Source organism: Povalibacter uvarum (assembly GCF_014202975.1).
Taxonomy (GTDB): Bacteria; Pseudomonadota; Gammaproteobacteria; order Steroidobacterales; family Steroidobacteraceae; genus Steroidobacter; species Steroidobacter uvarum.
The window spans coordinates 112,068-130,668 of the sequence record NZ_JACHHZ010000007.1; the positions used below are offsets into that span (position 1 = coordinate 112,068).

The window sequence follows — 18,601 nt, forward strand, 5'->3', positions numbered from 1 at the left end:
GAATGCAATCCACCGACTCAAACTCAACTGGTCAGGCAGGCCCATCTGATCAGGCAAGCTCATTTGACCGGGCAGGCCTGGACGATTTCATCGCCGGGTTGCCGAAGGCCGAGCTGCATGTCCACATCGAGGGCACTCTCGAGCCGGAGCTGATGTTCGAGCTGGCTCGGCGCAATCGGGCACCAATCCCGTTCGCGTCCGTGGCGGACGTGCGTAACGCGTACTCCTTCACGAACCTCCAGGACTTTCTGGATATCTACTACCAGGGAGCGCAGGTGTTGCAGGTCGAAGAGGACTTTCGCGACCTCGCGTTGGCCTACTTCGCTCGCGCGGTCCAGGACAACGTGCGACACACCGAAATCTTCTTCGACCCGCAGACTCACACCGATCGCGGCGTTCCTTTTCGAGTGGTCATCGAAGGATTGCTGGCGGCTGGCAAGGAAGCAAAGACCCGATGGGGGCTCAGTTCGAAACTGATCCTGTGCTTTCTGCGTCATCTCGATGAGGCTGCCGCCTTTGCGGTGCTCTCGTCCGCGGAGCCCTGGCTGGATCGCATCGAAGCCGTCGGTCTCGATTCTTCCGAAGTGGGGCACCCGCCTTCAAAGTTCGAACGTGTTTTCGCTCGCGCGGCCGACATGGGGCTCAGGCGCGTCGCGCATGCGGGCGAGGAGGGGCCACCAGAGTACGTCGAGGAGGCACTCGATCTGCTGCGAGTCGATCGCATCGATCACGGCAATCGCGCACTGGAGAGCGAGACGCTCGTGGCTCGTCTGGCCAGCACCGCAATGACACTGACGGTGTGTCCACTGTCCAACCTGAAGCTTTGCGTCGTGAAGGATCTGGCGAAACATCCGATCCCGCGAATGCTGCGATCGGGTCTGTGCGCCACCATCAACTCGGACGATCCCGCCTATTTCGGCGGCTACATCAATGACAACTATCGCGCGGTCGCGCCGTTGCTCGGGAGGGAGGGTCTCGCGACTGCAGCGCGCAACAGCTTCGTCGGATCCTTTCTCGACGCGGATGCCACAGCGGTGCAGCTGGCCGGGCTGGATCGATATCTCGAGGGTCGCGGGTAGGGATGCGAGTTTCTGGCGGAATCGCACAGATAGGGTAGGCGGCGCGGCATCTATTGCCCTTCAGCACACCTGAATCGGCCGGGGGCACGAGGATAATGAGTGCCGGCGATGCCGAAGCCATGGCCAGTGGGGCGGACAGGTCGGAGGGCATGATCATGGGCGCTGCGTCGAAATCTGCACCGGGACCCAACCTGAGTGCGCAGGTGCTGAATACCTACGTGGGAAAAGAGATCACTGCGATCTGCCCCCACGGATTCCATGACAAGACAGTGAATCACTGTGCCCACTTCGTGAGCCACGTGATGTCGCTGGCGGTGGGGGTGACCTGCAAATCGCTCAGCAACAAGGCGGTGGCGACGATTCCTGGGGGCTGTGTGAAAGTTCACGAGCTGTTCGCCAAGTGTGCCAAGGTCGGTTTGTTCGCCGATGCTCCGGGCGAGCCTGTGCTCGTGTTCGTCCTGGGGCGGAATCTCGTGAAGCTGCCGACCAAGTCGATGACCAACGTGCCGAAGAAGCACGTGGGGATCCACCTCGATGGCACCATCTGGCACTACAGCAACGGCAAGGACAAGGTCGTGACCGCCACGCCCGAAGACTTCAAGAAGCACTACCCCGGCCAGGTGAACGAAATGTACTTCGGCACGTTTCCGTCCATCGCGGCGCCGGTTTCGTCGAAATGACCCACCGAATCCGTCGAATCACCGTGTATCGACTGCTGGGGATCTTCCTGCTCGCCATGCTGGTGGGCTGTCAGCGTGAGCCGGCTCACGTCGCGACCCGTCAGCCGCTGGCCGGTCCGCCGGATCGTGGTCTGGTCCTGCGCGTGTTGCTGGCCAATCTGCGGATTCCCCTGTCTTCTCACGCCTCCTGCAAAGACATCGGTACGCTGCCGTCTGACACGACGGTCGGCGACTACATCGCTGGTTTCATGGCGGAGCAAACCACCGGTCAGAACAGCATTACGACGGAGTGTCCCGCCCGGACGGGGCATGGCTATCAGTGCGAGGTCTATCTGAAGCACAGCGATGGCGATGACGAATGGGGCTGGGGGGTCGGTTTCGAGATCGCCGAAGACGCGACGCTGGTGCCAGGTTCCATGCGATGTCTCGGAGCGGGCTGAGGCGAGTTTCCCCGCATTGACCCTTGCCTCCTTCTGATGCATCTATGCCGGCGCGAGCGGCGGAGCTCGGGGGAGGCAGCGATGCTGTATTCACGGTTTCCGGTCATTTCCGGTTCGATCTGCTCCGTGCTGTTGGGCTTTGCGGGTGCCGCGCACGGGGCGCCGCCAGAGTCGATTACAGTCGGCTCGCTGACGCTCGAGTACTGCAACTCGGACTACGACGGCTACTGCGGGTCGATCAAGCGCGCCCTCGATCCGACTGGCGGCGTGCGAGGTTCGATCAACATCGGGTTCGAGTACTACCCGCGCTTCGATCAGCGCAGCCCCGCTCTCGGTACGATCGTGCCGCAGGAGGGCGGGCCGGGATACTCGTCGACCGGCACTCGCGACGCCTACCTCAATATCTTTGGCTCGCTGCGCGAGCGCCGCGACATCCTGATCGTCGACAAGCGCGGCACCGGCACTTCGGATCCCATCGATTGCCCCGGGATTCAGACGGGCGATCCGAGCGATCCGGCAGCGCTCAAGGCGTGCGGTGATCAGCTGGGCAGGAAGGCTCCGCTCTACGGCACGCGCCTGGCGGTCGACGACATCGTTGCCGTCCTCGATGCCTTGCAGATCGGTGTGGTCGATTTCTACGGCGACAGCTACGGCACGTACGTCGGTCAGGTGTTCGCTGCATGGCATCCGACGCGGCTGCGCAGCATCATTCTCGACAGCGCCTATCCTGCGCGTCCCCCGGATGTCTGGTTTCCCACGGATTGGGCGACGGGTCGCGACGGGCTCGACCTGGTGTGCGAACGTTCGCCGTCGTGTCGCGCGCTGCGCGGGCGATCGACGAATCGTATCGAGCGGCTGCTGCGCGAGCTGCGAACGCATTCGATCAGTGGTGTCGCTCCGGATGCTGACGGGTTGCCGCTCGAGGTGACGTTGGATGTCTCGACGCTGTTCCTGCTCATGACGAATCTGGGCAACTCTCCCATCACGTACCGCGATCTCGACGCCGCGGCGCGCGCGTGGTTCGATCGTCGCGACTCGTTACCGCTGCTGCGGCTTGCGGCCGAGTACAACACGCCGTTCGTGAGCTCGCCGGAGGATTTCAGCTACGGCCAGTATCAGGCCGTGATCTGCGCGGAGTATCCGCTGCACTACGATCTGAACGCGTCGCCCGCTCAACGACGCCGGCAATACGATCGTGCGATCGAGGATGCGCGGCGGACGCGTCCGGATCTGTTTGCACCGTTCACGATCGATGAGGCACTTGCGGCGAACGCGAACTTCACGCCGCTCGCCACTTGTCTCGACTGGCCAAAGCCGCCGCCCGCGTATCCGCAAGGCGATCCGTTGCCCGCGCACCCGAAGTTTCCGGACGTGCCGACGCTCGTATTGTCGGGAGATCTGGACTCCGTTACCTCGCCGGAGGATGCGACGCAGGCCGCGGCGCAATTTCCGAACGTCGTCCATCTGATCGTGCCGAACTTCACGCACGTTACGGCCTACTACTACAGCGACGTGGGCTATCTGCCGGACGGTGGCGACACGACACACTGCGTGCAGCGTATCGTGCGGCGTTTCATCGAGGCGCTCTCGACGGGCAGTACGAACTGCCTCGACGGGATCCGGCCGATTCGCACGGTGCCTGACTTCGCAAAGTCAGTCCGTGATCTCGATCCAGTGAACGCCATGGCCGGCAACAAAGCGGGCCGCGATGAACTGAAGCTCGCGACGGGCGCGATCGAAACGGTGGGTGACACCTTCGCACGATTTCTCGTGACGTACGGCATCGGCAGCGGCTTGCGCGGCGGTGAGTTCACGTATCTGCAGAAACCCTACGGATACGAGTTCGATCTCGACCGGGTGAAGTGGGCTCAGGATCTCGCCGTCAGCGGCAAGCTGCGCTGGTACACGAAGACAGGAGATGTGTTCGCGGACGTGCGGCTAAGGCAGGGCGGCAGGAATATCGGGCACCTGACCTTCTTCTGGAACGATGTCGAGAAAAACGCCACGACGTTCATCGAAGGCACGATTGAGGGCAAGCGAGTCAGGGCGAAGCGGATTGCGCCGTAGAGGCCGGAAGCATTGCAGTGCTCACGACCGTAATGCCTGCAGTTGCAGTCCCTCACTCGAACACGTAAACCGCTCCGCTCGCCGAAGCGGTGTTGTTGCTCGAATCGCCGTTCACGTTCGTCGCATTGCTGTCTTCGAAGGGGGCGCCGAAGACGAGCGTGGTGTCGGACAATGCCGCTGAGCTGCGACCGAATCTGTCCCCGGCATCCGAATTCGAAGCCTTGACGTAGAGCTCCTGGGACCAGTTGCCCGAGTCATCGCGCACGAACAGGTAGGCGGCGCCGGCGCCCGGCTTCGTGTTGTCGCTTTCGTCGCCGCCGATCGCAGTCGAGCCACCGGCCTCGTTCTCGGCTGAGACGGCCAGCCAGTCGCCACAGAGCGCGATCGCGTAACCGAAGTTATCGAACGCCCCGGGATCGGATGCCTTGATGAAAGCGGTCTGCTCCCATGTGCCGGCCGAATTGATACCGAAGAGATAGACGGCGCCGGCCCAGGTCACACTGTTGTCATTCGGATTGCCTGCTGCTGCGCTGTCTTCGCCGGGCGCGCCTACGGCCAGAGTGCCGTCGGATAGTGCGACGCTGCTGCCAAACTCGTCCGAGGGTTCCGTGTTCGAACCCCTCAGCTTCACGACTTCGGTCCACGTACTACCCTGGCGCGAATAGACATAGACAGCGCCCTTGAAGCTGGAAATTCCTGGATGCCATGGAGCTCCTACCGCAAGCGTATCCCCTTCCAGCGCCAGCGTCTGACCGAAGCCGGCATCGCCAAGGGGATCTGATGCGGAAATGACGGCCTGCTCGCTCCAGATTCCATCGGCATCCCTGGTGAAGGCATACACGGTGCCTATCAGCATCGGCTGCTGCGGCGCTGCAACCACCAGCGTGTTTCCGTTCAGCGCGATGCTCTTGCCGAACTGCCCGCTCGCCACGGTCGAAGGCTTGAGATACGCCTCCTGCGTCCACTGCCCATTCGAATCACGGACGAAGATATAGACCGCGCCTGCGGAGGTCGCGGAATTGTCGGCCTGGTCGCCGTTTATGCCACTCGCATTGCTGGCTTCGAATGGAGCGCCCACTGCGATCACATCGCCGTCGATCGCCACGCTGTAGCCGAAATTGTCGTTGGTGTCGCCGTTCGATGCCTTCAGATACGCCTGCTGACTCCAGGCGCCGGCGGAATCACGCGTGATGACGTAAGCAGCACCACTGCCGCTCGCTGCATTGTTCGTTCCGTCCTGATTGACTCCGCGTGCGTCGCTGTCTTCCGCGGGTGCGCCCACAACCAGCGTATCTCCGGAAAGCGCTAGCTGGGTGCCGAAGACATCGTCGATGCCGGTGTTGGATGCCTTCACATACGCCGACTGTTCGAAGGTCGTCCACGTTTCGCGCGTGAGCTCGATGGAGTAGTTTTTCTCTTCGGTATCGTTCTCCACGACGATGTCGATCTCATTCTGTCCCTCGCTCAGCGAGATGCGTTCGGTCGCGCCCGAAGTCACTGCTTTGCCGTTGACGCGAACCACAGCATCAGGGTCGGAGGCCTGTGCGTGAATGCGCACGGCATTGTCGAGATAGCGAACCTTCGCGGTGTAGTTCGTTACACCGGGCTGGAACTGCTGATCGAGCTCACCGATCGACAACCCGAGGCTGCTGAGATTCGTGTCGGCGGCCGCCGGGGGTGGCTCCGGAGGCGGTGTCTCGGGCGGCGGCGCTGGCGGCGGAGGGGGTGCCGGGCTGGTTGGCTCTGGCGTCTCGCTGCTGCCTCCGCTTCCACCGCATCCCGCCAGTACGAAGCTCAAGGCCCAGATGGCCAGGAGCACGCCCGGCCGAACACAGCTCAATATTCCCTGGGAACCGCAACGAGGTTGTCATTTCTGCTTCTCTTAATTATGTGACATGAGCGAGACTCCGCCTCGCTGTGAGCGGTCGTAGCTTAGCAGCGCGATGCGGGTTGGGCGCTTCGAGCTGCGGGAGCCGGTCACAAACCCCGAACACCCGGATACCGCGCCGCGCGGAAACCCTCATGCCCGCATCGGCATGCATACTCATCTGGCACAATTCAATCATCGCGCAACGGTGTCGTAGGCGAATGAAAACTTCTGGCAATCGCTCACTGTTCGGTCTCGCCCTGACGCTTGCAACGGCGATTGCGCAATCGGCAACGCCCACGGAAGCTCCCCGGCCAAAGCTGATCGTCATGGTCGTCGTCGATCAGTACTCCGCGGATCTCTTCAATGAGTATCGTCCGCTTTACAAGGAAGGCTTGAAGCAGCTTGCGACGGGCGTCGTCTTCCCTCGCGGGCATCAGAGTCATGCGGCGACCGAAACATGCCCGGGTCACTCGACGATTCTGACCGGCGCACGTCCTGCGCGGACAGGGATCATCGCGAACGAGTGGCAGACACCGAAGCAGGCGTACGAGGCGAACGGGCAGACGACGCACGAGGTGTACTGCGCGAAGGATCCCGCGACACAAGCGGTGACGCCGAAGTATCTGAAGGTGTCCACGCTCGGCGACCGCATGCACGCGGCCAACTCCAAGGCGAAGATTGCCGCCGTCGCCGGCAAGGATCGGGCGGCGACGATGCTGGCCGGCCACGACACGGACACGATGACGCTCTGGTGGAACGGAAAGAAATTCGAAACCTACGCGAACGCCCGGCTTCCGAAAGGGATCGACGCGGTCAACGCAGCCGCTGAGAAGTCGATGCGCACGGATGTGCCGGTCGACATGCATGCCGCGTGTCGTTCGAGAGCCAATGCAGTGACGTTCGAATCGGGTGTTCAGATCGGCGTTGAAACATCGGAAGAGAATTACAGCGCGTGGCGCGCATCGTCCGCTTTCGACGCGGCTGTGCTCGATGCGGCGTTGCTGGTGCTGGACGAGGAGGAGCTGGGTCGGGGTGAGCAGACCGATCTGCTGGCGATCGGTTTCTCGGCGACTGACTACGTCGGCCACCGATACGGTGCCGGCGGCATCGAGATGTGCACGCAGCAGATGCGCCTCGACGCTTTGATCGGCCGCCTCGTCGACCGGCTGGATCACGTCGGTGTTCCCTACGTGATCGCACTGACGGCGGATCACGGGGGCGTCGATGTTCCCGAGAGAAACAAGCAGCAGGGCGCGGGTCAGGCGAAGCGTCTCGAGCTCGAATTGTATCCGGCACAGATGAGCAAGTACGTCGCGGAGAAACTGCGGCTCAAGGGTCCGGCGATTCTGGGCAACTTTTTCACACCGGATATTTACTTCTCCGACGCCATTCCGAAGAACCTGCGTGCCCGGGCGATCGCGATTGCACGTCAGCGCTACGAAGCAAGCGACAGCGTCGAGCTGGTCATGAGTTGGGAGGAGCTGAACAAGATTCCCGCGCCCACGGGGCTGGTCGATGAGTGGACGCTGCAGCAGCGCGCCAGGGCGAGTTTTGATCCGGAACGCTCGGGCTCGCTCGTCGTGCTGACGAAGCCTTTCGTGACACCGCTTCCGCCGCCGACGAAGACCGGCAGGGACTACATCGCGGGTCACGCAACTCCATGGGGCTATGATCGAAGAGTGCCGATCCTCTTCTGGTGGCCGGGCATCCGGGGATTCGAGCAACCGATCGCCGTCGAGTCGGTGGATATCATGCCGACGCTCGCCGGCCTGATCGGTCTGGAAATTCCCGAGGGCGATATCGACGGCCACGCGCTCGATCTCAGCAGAGCCGAGCAATAGCTTCATTCGGAAGAACAGCGCGTCCCCCGGGATTGTTCCGGCGTGTGCGCTGCGGCACGCACGTGCAGATCGCTCGTGTAGATGACTTCGCGACAAGGATAACCGCGATCCCTCGCGTCGCGGCCCCGGTCGCATACTCGGTCATCGAATCGCGAGGAGCTGCCATGGATACCACGCTCGATACCCTGGACCAGATCCGCACGACTGCTGTCGATCTCGCGGTGAAGTTCGGACCTCGTGTCCTCGCCGCCTCGCTCGTTCTCATCGTCGGATACTTCATCGGCCGCTGGACTGCGCAATGGCTGGAGCGCGCGCTGAGCCACGTCCAGATCGAACCGCCTGTGCGTTCGCTCATCACGCGACTCGGACGGGCAATCGTCAGCGCCTTGTTCGTCGTCATCGCGCTGCAGAATCTGGGCGTCGAGTTGCTGCCGCTGATCGCCGGTCTCGGTGTCGTCGGTGCGGGCATCGCACTCGCCATGCAGGGCGTTCTCGGCAATCTCTTCGCGGGCCTGACCATCATTTTCACGAAGCCGTTTCGCGTCGGCGAGTACATCGAGATCGTCGGGGAGGAAGGCAACGTCGACACCATGACGCTCTTTCAGACGACGCTGCTCCATCCGGACCAGTCGCGGGTGGTCATCCCGAATCGCAAGATCGTCGGCGAGATCCTCCACAACTTTGGAATGCGGCGGCAGCTCAACATTACTGTCGGTGTCGCTTATGACTCCGACATCGGGCTGGTGCTGGGCCTCATCGACGAAATCCTGAAAGTGAACCCCCGTGTCATCCGCGAACCCGTTCCGCTGGTCCGCGTGAACCGGCTTTCGGACTCGTCGGTCGACATCATCGTTCGTCCGTGGGTCGCGTCCGCCGACTTCGGGCCGGCGTTGGGAGAGATCAATCGCGCCATCCTGGAGCTGTTCCGCGAGCGCGGCGTCGTCTTTCCCTTCCCGCAGTGCGAGGTACGCCTGATCGGCGAAGCGGCGTGAGGCCTTCGGGCGCCGCTTCCATCCATGGCGGAGGAACTAATTTCCCGGGCACGCAGTCCATTGGCTCAGCGCATTCAAACAACGATCGCGTCGGGTGCAGGGAGCTGTCGATGCCTAAAAGTGCGAAAAATGCGGCAGTCGCGTTGGTGGCTGCGTCGCTGTGGCTTGCCTCATGCGGTGGTGACGACAAGGGCAATCGCGGACCTCCGCCAATGCCCGTGCCACCCGCACCCGCCGCTGGAGTCGTGGGCGACAACAGGCTCGCGGAGCTCGCGGAGTGGGCGCGCGACACTCAGGACGTTCCCGCCATGGCGGTCGTGCTGGTGCGCAACGGCCAGATCGCTGAAAGCGTTGTCGTTGGACGGCGCTCCGCAGCGAGTTCGGTCCCAGTGACCCTCAGCGATCGCTGGCACATGGGATCCCTGACCAAGGCAATGACTGCGACGCTTGCCGCCGTGTTGGTCGAGGACGGAGTCATCGACTGGGACACGACAGCGCAGCAGGTCTGGCCGGAGGCGGCCAGCCAGATGCACGCGGATTTTCGCGATGCCACGCTGCGACAGTTCCTGTCGCACACCTCTGGTCTCAGGCGCGACGACAATTTTGGACCGGCGCAGGATGGCGCGCCGGGAACCGTCACCGAGAAGCGCCGGGCATGGGCCGTAGACCTTCTGAGCCATGGAGCTCTGGTCAATCGCGGTGTGTTCAGCTACTCGAACGTCGGATACATGATCGCCGGCGCCATGCTGGAGGCCCGGGGAGGTGCGTCGTGGGAGACGTTGCTGACCGACCGAGTGTTCGCACCGTTGGGAATGGTGCGCAGCGGCTTCGGTGCACCGGGCACTGCCGGACAACTCGATCAGCCATTGGGACACCGCAGCGAGTCGCGCGGATTCAGTCCTGTCGATCTGACCAACCCGGATGCGAACATTCCCATTGCTGTCGGCCCAGCGGGCTCGGTGCACACCACGCTCGATGACTACGCGAGGTTCATGCTGGCGCACATCGATGGTGAGCGTGGCACGCCGAATCTCGTGAGTGTCGAATCGTATCGAGTCCTGCACGAAGGCGTTGGCGGCAACTACGCGCTGGGCTGGGGAGCGCAGTCTGCGTTGTCGACGCTGGGTGCTGCTGGTCTGACGCATACCGGTACTATCGGATTGTGGTATTCGCTGGTGTGGCTGGCGCCGACGCTGGACGCGGGTGTGATGATCGCAGTGAACGGGGGCGGGGATCGGTCGCTTGCGGCGATCGAGCAGATGGATCTGCTCATGCGTCAGCGGGTGATGGCGAGTCGGTGACCGGGGCTGGATGCGATGCGTGTCGCAATTGACGTCCGCTCTTGCGCCGCTGGGCACTTCGATGAGAAAACATCTTGTGCGGAAGGCGCCTGAGCCCAACGGGATGCGTATCGCGTGATCTTCAAAATCGTTCGAACTCTGACCCTCGGCGTTGTTGCACTGGCGATGCCGCTCCTCGTCCCGACCCACGCCAACGATGTCGCGAGTTCGACTTCGCCACGACCACTGCTGGCGGGCGTCGGTGCTCGTGGGGTGTTCGATCCGTCGGTCACCGAAGATCCCGAGACGCGCCGGTTGTGGATGAGTTACTCGTCGTTCGATGCTTCACTGCATTCGCAATCGGGCGTCAATCTGCGCCTCGCTTCATCGGACGACGGCGAAACCTGGCGCGACGCGGGGATCGTCCAGCGATTCACTGACGTGGTGGTGGGCCCGCTCGCGGAAACCGCGGAGGTAGAGGGTTACGTCGAAGAGGGCAGCCGGGGTACCTGGCAGAACGGCACGTCGACGCTCGTTTACGATGGCCACGCGCCGCGCGATCAGCGGTGGAAGCTCTTCTGGCAGCAGACGCTTTGGGTAAGCGACGTTCCGAGGTACGCAAGTTACAGCTGGATCGCGCTGAAGATGGCGGACGCGCCAGAGAACCTGGCGAACGCGACGCCGATCAAACTGTTCACCGGATACATGGCGAGAACGACAGGCGAGTCTGCTGATGCCCCGGCCTTCTCGCCCATCCCAGGTCCACCTGCGATTCAGCTCGACAAGAAGGACGCACAGCTGGGCGCATGCATGTTCGGGCAGCCTGCGGCGCTCTCGGCGCCCGATGGTCTGTACCTCGCGCTCGATTGCGCCTGGCTGGGTACTCGTGCGCTGCTGCACACCGTGCTGCTCCGATGCACGTATCCGGGTTGCGTTCCGACTGACGCCGCGACCTGGCGGGCCATCGGTAGGCTGACCGAGCCTCGCGATGGGCCGCAGCTCAACGAGCAGTACCTGGGATTCGGCGGTACTTCACTCGTCGAGAACGGCGGCCGTTACTACCTGATCGCCACGCCGATTTCCTCGGACGCGAATCGCTACGACGGATGCAATGTCTACCGGTTCGAAGACCTGGCCTATGGCCGGCTCGAGCGCAAACGCGGCAAGCTCGTCGTCGCGGAAACGGTCCACGGAATCCCGGGGACGTATCACGGCGCATGCGCGGCCCACTCGCGACTGCCCGGCATCCTGCTGAGTCAGATCATCAGCACCGCGGCCCCGAGGGTCATGCAGATTCGTGCAACGGACGTGAAGCTGCCGAGGAAATGACATGACAGCGGCGGCCCGATGCAGAGCATCACGATCAGTCTGAACGGGGACGCCATCGCCGATATCAACAGCACGCTCGGCTCGGCCTATTACCTGTTCGCGATTGGCGGCTTCTCTGAAACGCTCGCTGCAGGTCAGTTGCTGTTCCAGACCTCGGGAATCGCGCCGAACGCGACTCTCTCGGTTGCGCCGGTTCCGCTTCCTGCCGCGGCGTGGCTGCTGGGCAGCGGACTGCTGGGTCTCGGTGCACTGCGTCGACGCAAACGGACTGCCTGATGGGCCATGACTGGGTGCGATGCGCAGATCGCTTGCGCATCGCGCCCGGTTGCGTGGATCACGGATACCAGAGCTCGTCTGTGCAATACGCGATCAGATGTCCACGGAATACGAAGTTCGCCGCTTCCTCTTCTTCCTCTGCGTAGATGGTATAGACAATGGTGTAGTTGCCGTTGCCCGTGAAGCTGTCGTGCAGCGTCACCGCTCCGTTGTCGAAGCCGCCGTCGCGGCCAATCCGGCTGTGCATCTCCAGATCGACATGGGCTGCGGGGCTGCAGCCGTTCTCGACCTGTCCGTACCAGAAGGTCCGCGGTTGTGGGGGATCGTACAGTTCGCCCGGCTCATTGAAGAACATGAAGCCGGCCGGTACATCCGGCCGCACACGTTCCGCTACATTGCTCTCGAATTCCCAGTGCAGCCAGAACTGATTCAGATCGGCATTGTTGTCGATACCCCCACCGGCGACGGGTTGATGATCGATGGTGTCGATGTGGATGTGGAAACGCAGATGCGGCAGGTACTGGCCGATCTGCGACGGGGGCAGGAAGTTCCGGCTCGTCAGATTCCGTGCGGGAGCGTAGGGACAGTGCGACTGCGGCCGCATCGCCTCGGCGGTTTCACAGATGAAGTCGAAGGCAGGATCGGTGAGCAGTGGCGGGTCGCGTGTGACCTCCAGAAATCCTCCTGATCCGGTGGTGTAGCTGCCTGTCTTGCCAGCGGCATCAGCGGGAAGTGTCGCGATCGATTGCGCGGCGATGGGCAACAGAACCATGAGTTCTGTGTTCATGAGCGTGCTCCTCTGATCCTGTTGCACTATTTCTCAGAGGAGCGACGCCGAGTCCATTGGTCTTCGGCGCTGGCACTAAAGGACTGGCTTAAGGGTGTTGAACATGCAGGCCAGATGGCAACTGCGGCGTCGAGATCAGAGTTTCGAACGCCTTCCAGCGCGCATCGGCGTCGGCACCGCCAACGGTCTCGATGTGCTGCCGTACGAGTTCGAGGCCGAGGTTGTAGTTGATGACGTAGGCGCGATACGTGTCGATGAAGCTCATGCGCTGTTGCGCTCGTTGCGGTGACATGAGCCCGTAGCGCTCGAGCCATGAGGTGGCTGTCTTCGCGTCGATCTTGCCATCGAGATACTGGCGCGCGGCTTCGTTGACGGCGAACTCGAGTTTCGCTGCGAGGCGCGTCACGCGGTAGTAGCGTTCCGCCTGCGCTGGATCCAGGCCGGCGATCGGGTAGAGCTCGTCGCGCTCGAACTGCCATCGCTCATCGCCGGGAAACGCGAGCTCGATACCGTAATTCGCGCTGCCTTCACCGATCAATGCCTGCGGTGAGAAGAGCGGCAGCATCGTGAACTCCTGCCACTGTCGTTCGCGCACCATGTGCTGTTCCAGCAGCGTCGAATACACGTGATGACCCGGGTATCCCTCGTGACACGCGAGGTCGAGCGCGCGATCGATGTAGATCGGCAGGTCCGTGTTCACCTGGATGAGACTTCGATAGCCGCCCTGGTAGTAGTTGTAGCCGCCCCAGGGTTTGTCCTTGACATACTCGACAGTGAAGGTTTCTTCGGGCGGCAGTTTGATGTGGGCCAGTGTGCGCTCGCGACACGCAGCCACGGCACGCTTGAAGACGGCATCGAGCTTTGCCGGCGGAACGATCATCTTGTCCCGATAGGCAACGTATCGCTCACTCGTCGAGCCCGCGCCGGGCAGGGCGGCATCGAGTTCCTTCAGCATGTCGGCGAAGTAGGCTTCGTCGTGAGTCGGTGCCTGCGCATCGAACAGGCGTTGCGATTCGACATCGAAGGGGAGCTTTGTCCCCGTCAGCATCTGCATTCGCGTACGCATCGCTTCGAGCTGCTTGATGAGATACGTGCGTCGTTGAGCCTCGATCTCGACCGATGGCACCGGAGTATTCGACAGCTTCCCCGCCAGCTCCTGTGCCCGTTGCTGCAGTTGTCCGGCGGGCGCAGCGTCTCGCTTTGCCTGTTCGCGCCATTCGGGTGGTCCGTAGTACGCATCCACATATGCGGCGTCATGCTCGCCCCACGCGAGGCCGAGACGAACGTAGTCTTCGCTCAACGAATCAAGGGTCCGCGGGCCGGGCGAAGCGGTTTTTTCCAGGGGAGTCTGCTTCGAACATGCGACGCAGGCGAGGAGGGCCACAGCCGCGATGATTGAAGCGGTCGGACTACTACGGGCAGCACGATCGGTCACTGTCGGCACCTCGACGGGTGTGGGCGTGGATGGCTCCGGGCGTCCCGGTCGTGCCTATATATACATCTATATGTGGTCATCGGCTGACCAGGTTGGGTGCCCAGGTTGGGTGCCACGAGGGGGCTGGCACAAAACCCATCCGTTTCGCACAATGATTTCGCACGGGTAGGTGCCCATGAACACACAACTCAAGGAAACAACAAGATGCGTCTCAGTATCCTGCTGGCGACCGGAGCGTTTGCGATGCTCCTCGGTTCCTCCGCGTTCGCGTGCGAAGGCGAGGCCTGCACCATGGTTCTCATCGGCTACAAGACCGACAATCCCAACTGCATGTCTGTCCGGAACATGGGCAAGCGCACGATTGTCGTGACCGTCGGTGCATGGCAGGCCACGCTGCGCCGGCGCCAGGACGACGTGCCCAAGGATGCGAACGGTGCCTGCTTCAAGGAGTTCGATATCTCCAAGGTCAGTACCGCGAAATACGCCGATCAGTGAGGAATAGATCCTTCCGCGTGCCGCTATGACCTGGTCCGCAACGCAATACAGCCGCTTCGAAGATGAGCGTACCCGTCCGGTTCGCGATCTCGTGCGCGCCATTCCACGCGAGCGGGCGACCGCCGCGGTGGATCTCGGTTGCGGCCCTGGGAACTCGACCGAAGTGCTGGCTGAGCGCTACGGATCGGCGCAGATCATCGGCGTCGATAACTCGGATGACATGATCAGTGCGGCGCGGAAGCGGCTGCCGCATGTGGCATTCGAGGTAGCCGATATTGCGAATTGGCAGGCGCGACAGCCGATGGACGTAATTCTCGCCAATGCGTCCCTTCAATGGCTTTCGGATCACCGGTCGCTTTATCCGCGATTGGTCTCACAGCTGTAGGAAGGCGGATGCCTTGCCGTGCAAACGCCGGACAATCTCATGGATCCTCCGCATCGTCTTGCACGCGAGGTTGCGGCGGCGGGGCCGTGGTCAGGACAGATCGGTCAGGTGCGGCATCCGGATCGACATGATGCTGCCTGGTACTACGCGTTGCTGAAGCCCATCTGCTCACGTGTCGATATCTGGCGCACGACCTACTTTCATCCTTTGCAGGGCCATCAAGCGATCGTGGAGTGGTTCAAGGGGACAGCGCTGCGTCCGTACCTTGGACCACTGACAGCAGAAGAACAGCAGGGCTTTCTCGCTGCGTACTTGCAGGCGATTGCGTCGGCCTATCCTGTTCTGGAAGACGGGACTGTACTGCTGCCGTTCCCGCGACTGTTCGTGGTGGCTACGCGGTGAGCGCGTAGTCGCCCGGGTCGCGCTTCACAGATTGAGAATCTTCCGCAGCTCCGCGGCAGTCGTATTCTTTCCCGATCCGGGTGCGCCGAAATCGAATTCCTTCGAGCGCGCGAGGCCGCCGACCATCACGGGTTCGAAGCCGGCGTCGATCACGAGGTCGGACGTCACCTTCACGGCCTCCGCATCGTCGCCTGCAATCGGAATCGCAATCTTGTCGCCGGCTCGATGAGCGTTGTCGAGCGCAACTTTGAAATTGATAGTGCCGAATGCGCGTGTGACGCGTGCGCCTGGAATGTACTCGGCTGTCGCGACGCCGCTGCCTTTCTGGCGTGCTTCCTCCGCCATCGCACCGTCACGACGAGGTGAGGGGTTGCTGCAATCGATCACCACCTTGCCTTTGAGGATCGAGCCGAAGTCCTGGCCGATCTGCGGGATCGCGCCGTAGGGGACGGCGAGAAAGACCACGGGCCCGAACTCCGCTGCGTCCTTCGGCAATCCCGCTCGCGCCTTCGGGCCAGCTTCCGCCACGAGGCCTTTCAACTCGTCGGGATTGCGGGAGGCGAAGAGGACCTCGTGACCTGCTTGCGACCAGAGTTTGCCGATCGCGCCGCCGATATTGCCGGCACCGATGATGCCGATGCGGATCGGTCGTCCTGTCTGGGCGAGGAGGAGTTCATTTTTGAGCCCAAGGGCCAGGCCGCCCGCCGCAAGCGCGAGGCCGCGGCTGAATGCCCGCCGGGAGAGACCGTTCCTTGTCGTCTTCATGTCGCGACTCCGATGAAGTAGTCGAGGGCGCGGGAATTATCGTCGCCTCGGGGAAAGCGCGGCGAAAAGAAGAGTCACGATGCCCGTCATCGATTGCCTTATCGGCCTCGGGCGCGGGTTGAGTTATCCTTGTCTCGCCGGTCGCAAGCCCGGCAATCTATGAACCGATAAGCAACTTTCCTTCCGGATTCCCCTCCCTCCGCTGACGGGCGCAGTGCGCCTGGGGTTGCTTATGCCTGCACTCATCGTGGCCCACGATGTGTCCTATGAGCTTGCGAATGGTCGCGAGCTGTTCAGTCGATTGAGTCTGTCCCTCGATGCCGGACTGACGGCGCTCGTCGGTCCAAACGGCGTCGGAAAGACCCTGCTCGCGCGCTTGCTGGCTGCTGAGCTGGAACCGACGCACGGCGTCATTCGCAGAACCGTTCCGGTGAGACTGTTTGCGCAGCGCCAGATCCCGCCGGAGGTCAGCGTCGATGAGTATCTGGTCGGCAATGGCGACTGGTCGCTGCTGCGCGATCAGCTTCTCGCCGGTGTCGATCGGCGTGCGGATTGTCGTGTACTGAGCGGCGGTGAATGGATGCGTGTCCGCCTCGCTCGCGCGTTGAACGAGGACTTCCTCATTCTCGATGAGCCCACCAACGATCTCGACCGGGACGGTCGTCGCCTGGTGGGGCAGTTCCTCGGGGAGCGAGCCGGCGGAACGCTGTTGATCTCCCACGATCGTGAGCTGCTCGAGCTGTGCACGGAGTTCCTCGAGCTTTCGAATCGCGGATTGATGCGATTCAGCGGTGGCTGGCAAGGCTATTCGGAATCGAAGGAAAGCGAAGCGGAACGGCTCGGCGCCGCGCTCGAGCAGGCGAAGCGTGAGCGTGATCGCCTGCATGCGGACCGCGTCGAACAGAAGGAACGACAGGAGAAGCGCAATCGTCGCGGCGCTGCAAACGCCGCGCGCGGCGGCATGCCGAGAATCATTGCCGGTGGTCTGAAACGCCGTGCACAGCAGACCAGCGGGCGCCTCGATCGAGCAACCCTGGAACGTGCCGAAGTGGCAGTCAGCAACGTCCACGCAGCCCTGCGGGAACGCAAGATTGATCCCGTGATGTACGCGGACGTCGAGGCCTGCAGCATTCCTGCACAGAAGCTCGTCGCGGAAGCTCGTGGATTCAACATCCGTCTGAGCGACTGGCTGTTCGGTACGAATCTCGATTTCACCTGGCGCGGCAATGTCCGCGTGGCACTTCGCGGACCCAACGGGTCGGGGAAAACCACGCTTCTGCGAGCATTGATGGGCGAAGCCTTAGAGACACGGGGTGAGTGGCGTCGCGGCGATCTGTCGGCGCTGTACATCGATCAGCGATGCGGTCTTCTCGATGATGGCCTGAGCGTTTTCGACAACGTGCGTGCCGTGTCATCCGTCGGCGATACCGAAATCCGCACCGGACTGGCTAGATTCCTGTTCGCTGGTGACGCGGCGTTCCAACCAGTCGGGCAGTTGAGCGGCGGGGAGCGATTGCGTGCTGCACTGGCGCGCGGATTCATGGGAGCCCGAAAGCCCGAGCTGATGGTGCTGGATGAACCCACCAACAATCTCGATCTCGTCAACATCGAGTTTCTCGAAGGACTCGTGCGTCGATTCCACGGCGCGCTGGTGGTCGTGTCTCACGACGAGCGCTTTCTCGAGGGGTGTGCGTTGACCGCGGAGCTGCTGTTGGGCCGCGATCCTCACTGAAGTCATATGCCGATCGACAGGTGTGGTCCGTCCTCCTGCCCAAATCCCGGCGCAATCCCGGAGTTCGCACGGGACCCGCCGGGATGAGGGTCATAGTCTGTCCGTCGTTCTTCCATCAACGCAGGGAACTGATTCATGAACGGCAAATCGACGATGCATCTCGCATGTTCCGCTCTCGGCATACTCGCCTTCGTGGCGATACCCAGCTCGCAGGCGGCGGATACGGTGGGCGCTGAAGCTGCGATCTCGCAGCATCACTCCGGCAGCAATGACCGCAAGAAGACCAACGAACTCGTGAAGATCGTGCGGCAGGTGACCGCGAAATATCGCGACGTGGAAGTCGCCGAAAGCGACAACTATCACTCGATGTTCGGCTGCGTCAGCGGCGACTCGTCCGGCGCGATGGGTCTGCACTACGTCAATCTCGGTCTCTACGCGGACGGGAAGATCGACGCGTACCAGCCGGAAATCGTGATCTACGAACCGACGCCGAGTGGTCGCCCGCGGCTCATCGGTGCCGACTACATCGTGGACGCCGCGACGTGGGATGCGACGCACAGCCAGGCGCCGGAGCTGAATGGCCAGATCTTCCACTACTACTCAGCACCCAATCGCTACGGATTGCCGGCGTTCTACACGCTCCACGTGTGGGCCTGGAAGGACAATCCGACCGGCGCGTTCGTCAACTGGCACCAGAACGTGTCATGCGAGGCGCACGACGGACCGTCGAAGTAAGGGCCCGGAGC

Annotated in this window: 16 protein-coding genes and 1 pseudogene; 13 read left to right on the forward strand and 4 right to left on the reverse strand. The window is 62.4% G+C overall.

Features of this window, described 5'->3' with window-relative positions; all coding sequences use genetic code 11:
- Positions 1-2 precede the first annotated feature (2 nt).
- The 4 genes from HNQ60_RS25640 (at position 3) to HNQ60_RS25655 (ending at position 4,266) form a co-directional block, all read left to right on the forward strand.
- Positions 3-1,079, forward strand: a complete 1,077-nt coding sequence (locus HNQ60_RS25640) for an adenosine deaminase (protein WP_184335655.1) — start codon at positions 3-5, stop codon at positions 1,077-1,079.
- 95 nt (positions 1,080-1,174) lie between these two features.
- Entirely contained in the window at positions 1,175-1,759 is a 585-nt protein-coding gene (locus HNQ60_RS25645; protein WP_184335656.1) for a hypothetical protein, read from the forward strand.
- The gene (locus HNQ60_RS25650) at positions 1,756-2,199 is read left to right on the forward strand and encodes a hypothetical protein (protein WP_184335657.1); all 444 of its coding nucleotides are present in this window, start codon (positions 1,756-1,758) and stop codon (positions 2,197-2,199) included. The genes HNQ60_RS25645 and HNQ60_RS25650 overlap by 4 nt, the downstream gene beginning before the upstream one ends.
- 81 nt (positions 2,200-2,280) lie before the next feature.
- A complete protein-coding gene (locus tag HNQ60_RS25655) occupies positions 2,281-4,266 on the forward strand; it encodes an alpha/beta hydrolase (RefSeq protein ID WP_184335658.1) in 1,986 nt (661 codons plus the stop codon).
- 52 nt (positions 4,267-4,318) lie between these two features.
- Here the strand turns inward: HNQ60_RS25655 and HNQ60_RS25660 are convergent, their stop codons facing one another.
- Positions 4,319-6,106: a cadherin-like beta sandwich domain-containing protein gene (locus tag HNQ60_RS25660; RefSeq protein WP_221304462.1), complete on the reverse strand. Its 1,788-nt coding sequence runs from the start codon at positions 6,104-6,106 to the stop codon at positions 4,319-4,321.
- A 248-nt stretch (positions 6,107-6,354) separates the two neighbouring features.
- Between HNQ60_RS25660 and HNQ60_RS25665 the strand changes: the two genes are divergently transcribed.
- The 5 genes from HNQ60_RS25665 (at position 6,355) to HNQ60_RS27305 (ending at position 11,854) form a co-directional block, all read left to right on the forward strand.
- On the forward strand, positions 6,355-7,977 hold the full coding sequence (locus tag HNQ60_RS25665; protein WP_184335660.1) for an alkaline phosphatase family protein: 1,623 nt from the start codon (positions 6,355-6,357) through the stop codon (positions 7,975-7,977).
- A gap of 164 nt (positions 7,978-8,141) precedes the next feature.
- Positions 8,142-8,969: a mechanosensitive ion channel family protein gene (locus HNQ60_RS25670; RefSeq protein ID WP_184335661.1), complete on the forward strand. Its 828-nt coding sequence runs from the start codon at positions 8,142-8,144 to the stop codon at positions 8,967-8,969.
- Between the two features lie 110 nt (positions 8,970-9,079).
- Positions 9,080-10,270, forward strand: coding sequence for a serine hydrolase domain-containing protein (locus HNQ60_RS25675; RefSeq protein WP_184335662.1), 1,191 nt, complete (start codon positions 9,080-9,082; stop codon positions 10,268-10,270).
- Positions 10,271-10,384: 114 nt separating this feature from the next.
- On the forward strand, positions 10,385-11,578 hold the full coding sequence (locus tag HNQ60_RS25680; RefSeq protein WP_184335663.1) for a hypothetical protein: 1,194 nt from the start codon (positions 10,385-10,387) through the stop codon (positions 11,576-11,578).
- An 18-nt stretch (positions 11,579-11,596) separates the two neighbouring features.
- The gene (locus HNQ60_RS27305) at positions 11,597-11,854 is read left to right on the forward strand and encodes a VPLPA-CTERM sorting domain-containing protein (protein WP_221304463.1); all 258 of its coding nucleotides are present in this window, start codon (positions 11,597-11,599) and stop codon (positions 11,852-11,854) included.
- Positions 11,855-11,912: 58 nt separating this feature from the next.
- Here HNQ60_RS27305 and HNQ60_RS25690 read toward each other — a convergent pair whose 3' ends face one another.
- Both HNQ60_RS25690 and HNQ60_RS25695 read right to left on the reverse strand, forming a co-directional pair.
- The gene (locus HNQ60_RS25690) at positions 11,913-12,641 is read right to left on the reverse strand and encodes a hypothetical protein (protein WP_184335664.1); all 729 of its coding nucleotides are present in this window, start codon (positions 12,639-12,641) and stop codon (positions 11,913-11,915) included.
- Between the two features lie 88 nt (positions 12,642-12,729).
- Positions 12,730-13,941, reverse strand: coding sequence for a hypothetical protein (locus HNQ60_RS25695; RefSeq protein WP_221304464.1), 1,212 nt, complete (start codon positions 13,939-13,941; stop codon positions 12,730-12,732).
- Between the two features lie 339 nt (positions 13,942-14,280).
- Here HNQ60_RS25695 and HNQ60_RS25700 point away from each other — a divergent pair, with 339 nt between their 5' ends.
- Both HNQ60_RS25700 and tam read left to right on the forward strand, forming a co-directional pair.
- Positions 14,281-14,571, forward strand: coding sequence for a hypothetical protein (locus HNQ60_RS25700; RefSeq protein WP_184335665.1), 291 nt, complete (start codon positions 14,281-14,283; stop codon positions 14,569-14,571).
- Between the two features lie 25 nt (positions 14,572-14,596).
- Positions 14,597-15,358: pseudogene (tam, locus tag HNQ60_RS28415) on the forward strand (trans-aconitate 2-methyltransferase).
- A 24-nt stretch (positions 15,359-15,382) separates the two neighbouring features.
- Here tam and HNQ60_RS25710 read toward each other — a convergent pair.
- A complete protein-coding gene (locus HNQ60_RS25710; protein ID WP_184335666.1) occupies positions 15,383-16,123 on the reverse strand; it encodes an NADPH-dependent F420 reductase in 741 nt (246 codons plus the stop codon).
- Between the two features lie 232 nt (positions 16,124-16,355).
- Between HNQ60_RS25710 and HNQ60_RS25715 the strand changes: the two genes are divergently transcribed.
- Entirely contained in the window at positions 16,356-17,855 is a 1,500-nt protein-coding gene (locus HNQ60_RS25715) for an ATP-binding cassette domain-containing protein (RefSeq protein ID WP_184335667.1), read from the forward strand.
- Positions 17,856-17,990: 135 nt separating this feature from the next.
- Entirely contained in the window at positions 17,991-18,590 is a 600-nt protein-coding gene (locus HNQ60_RS25720) for a hypothetical protein (RefSeq protein WP_184335668.1), read from the forward strand.
- Positions 18,591-18,601 lie beyond the last annotated feature (11 nt).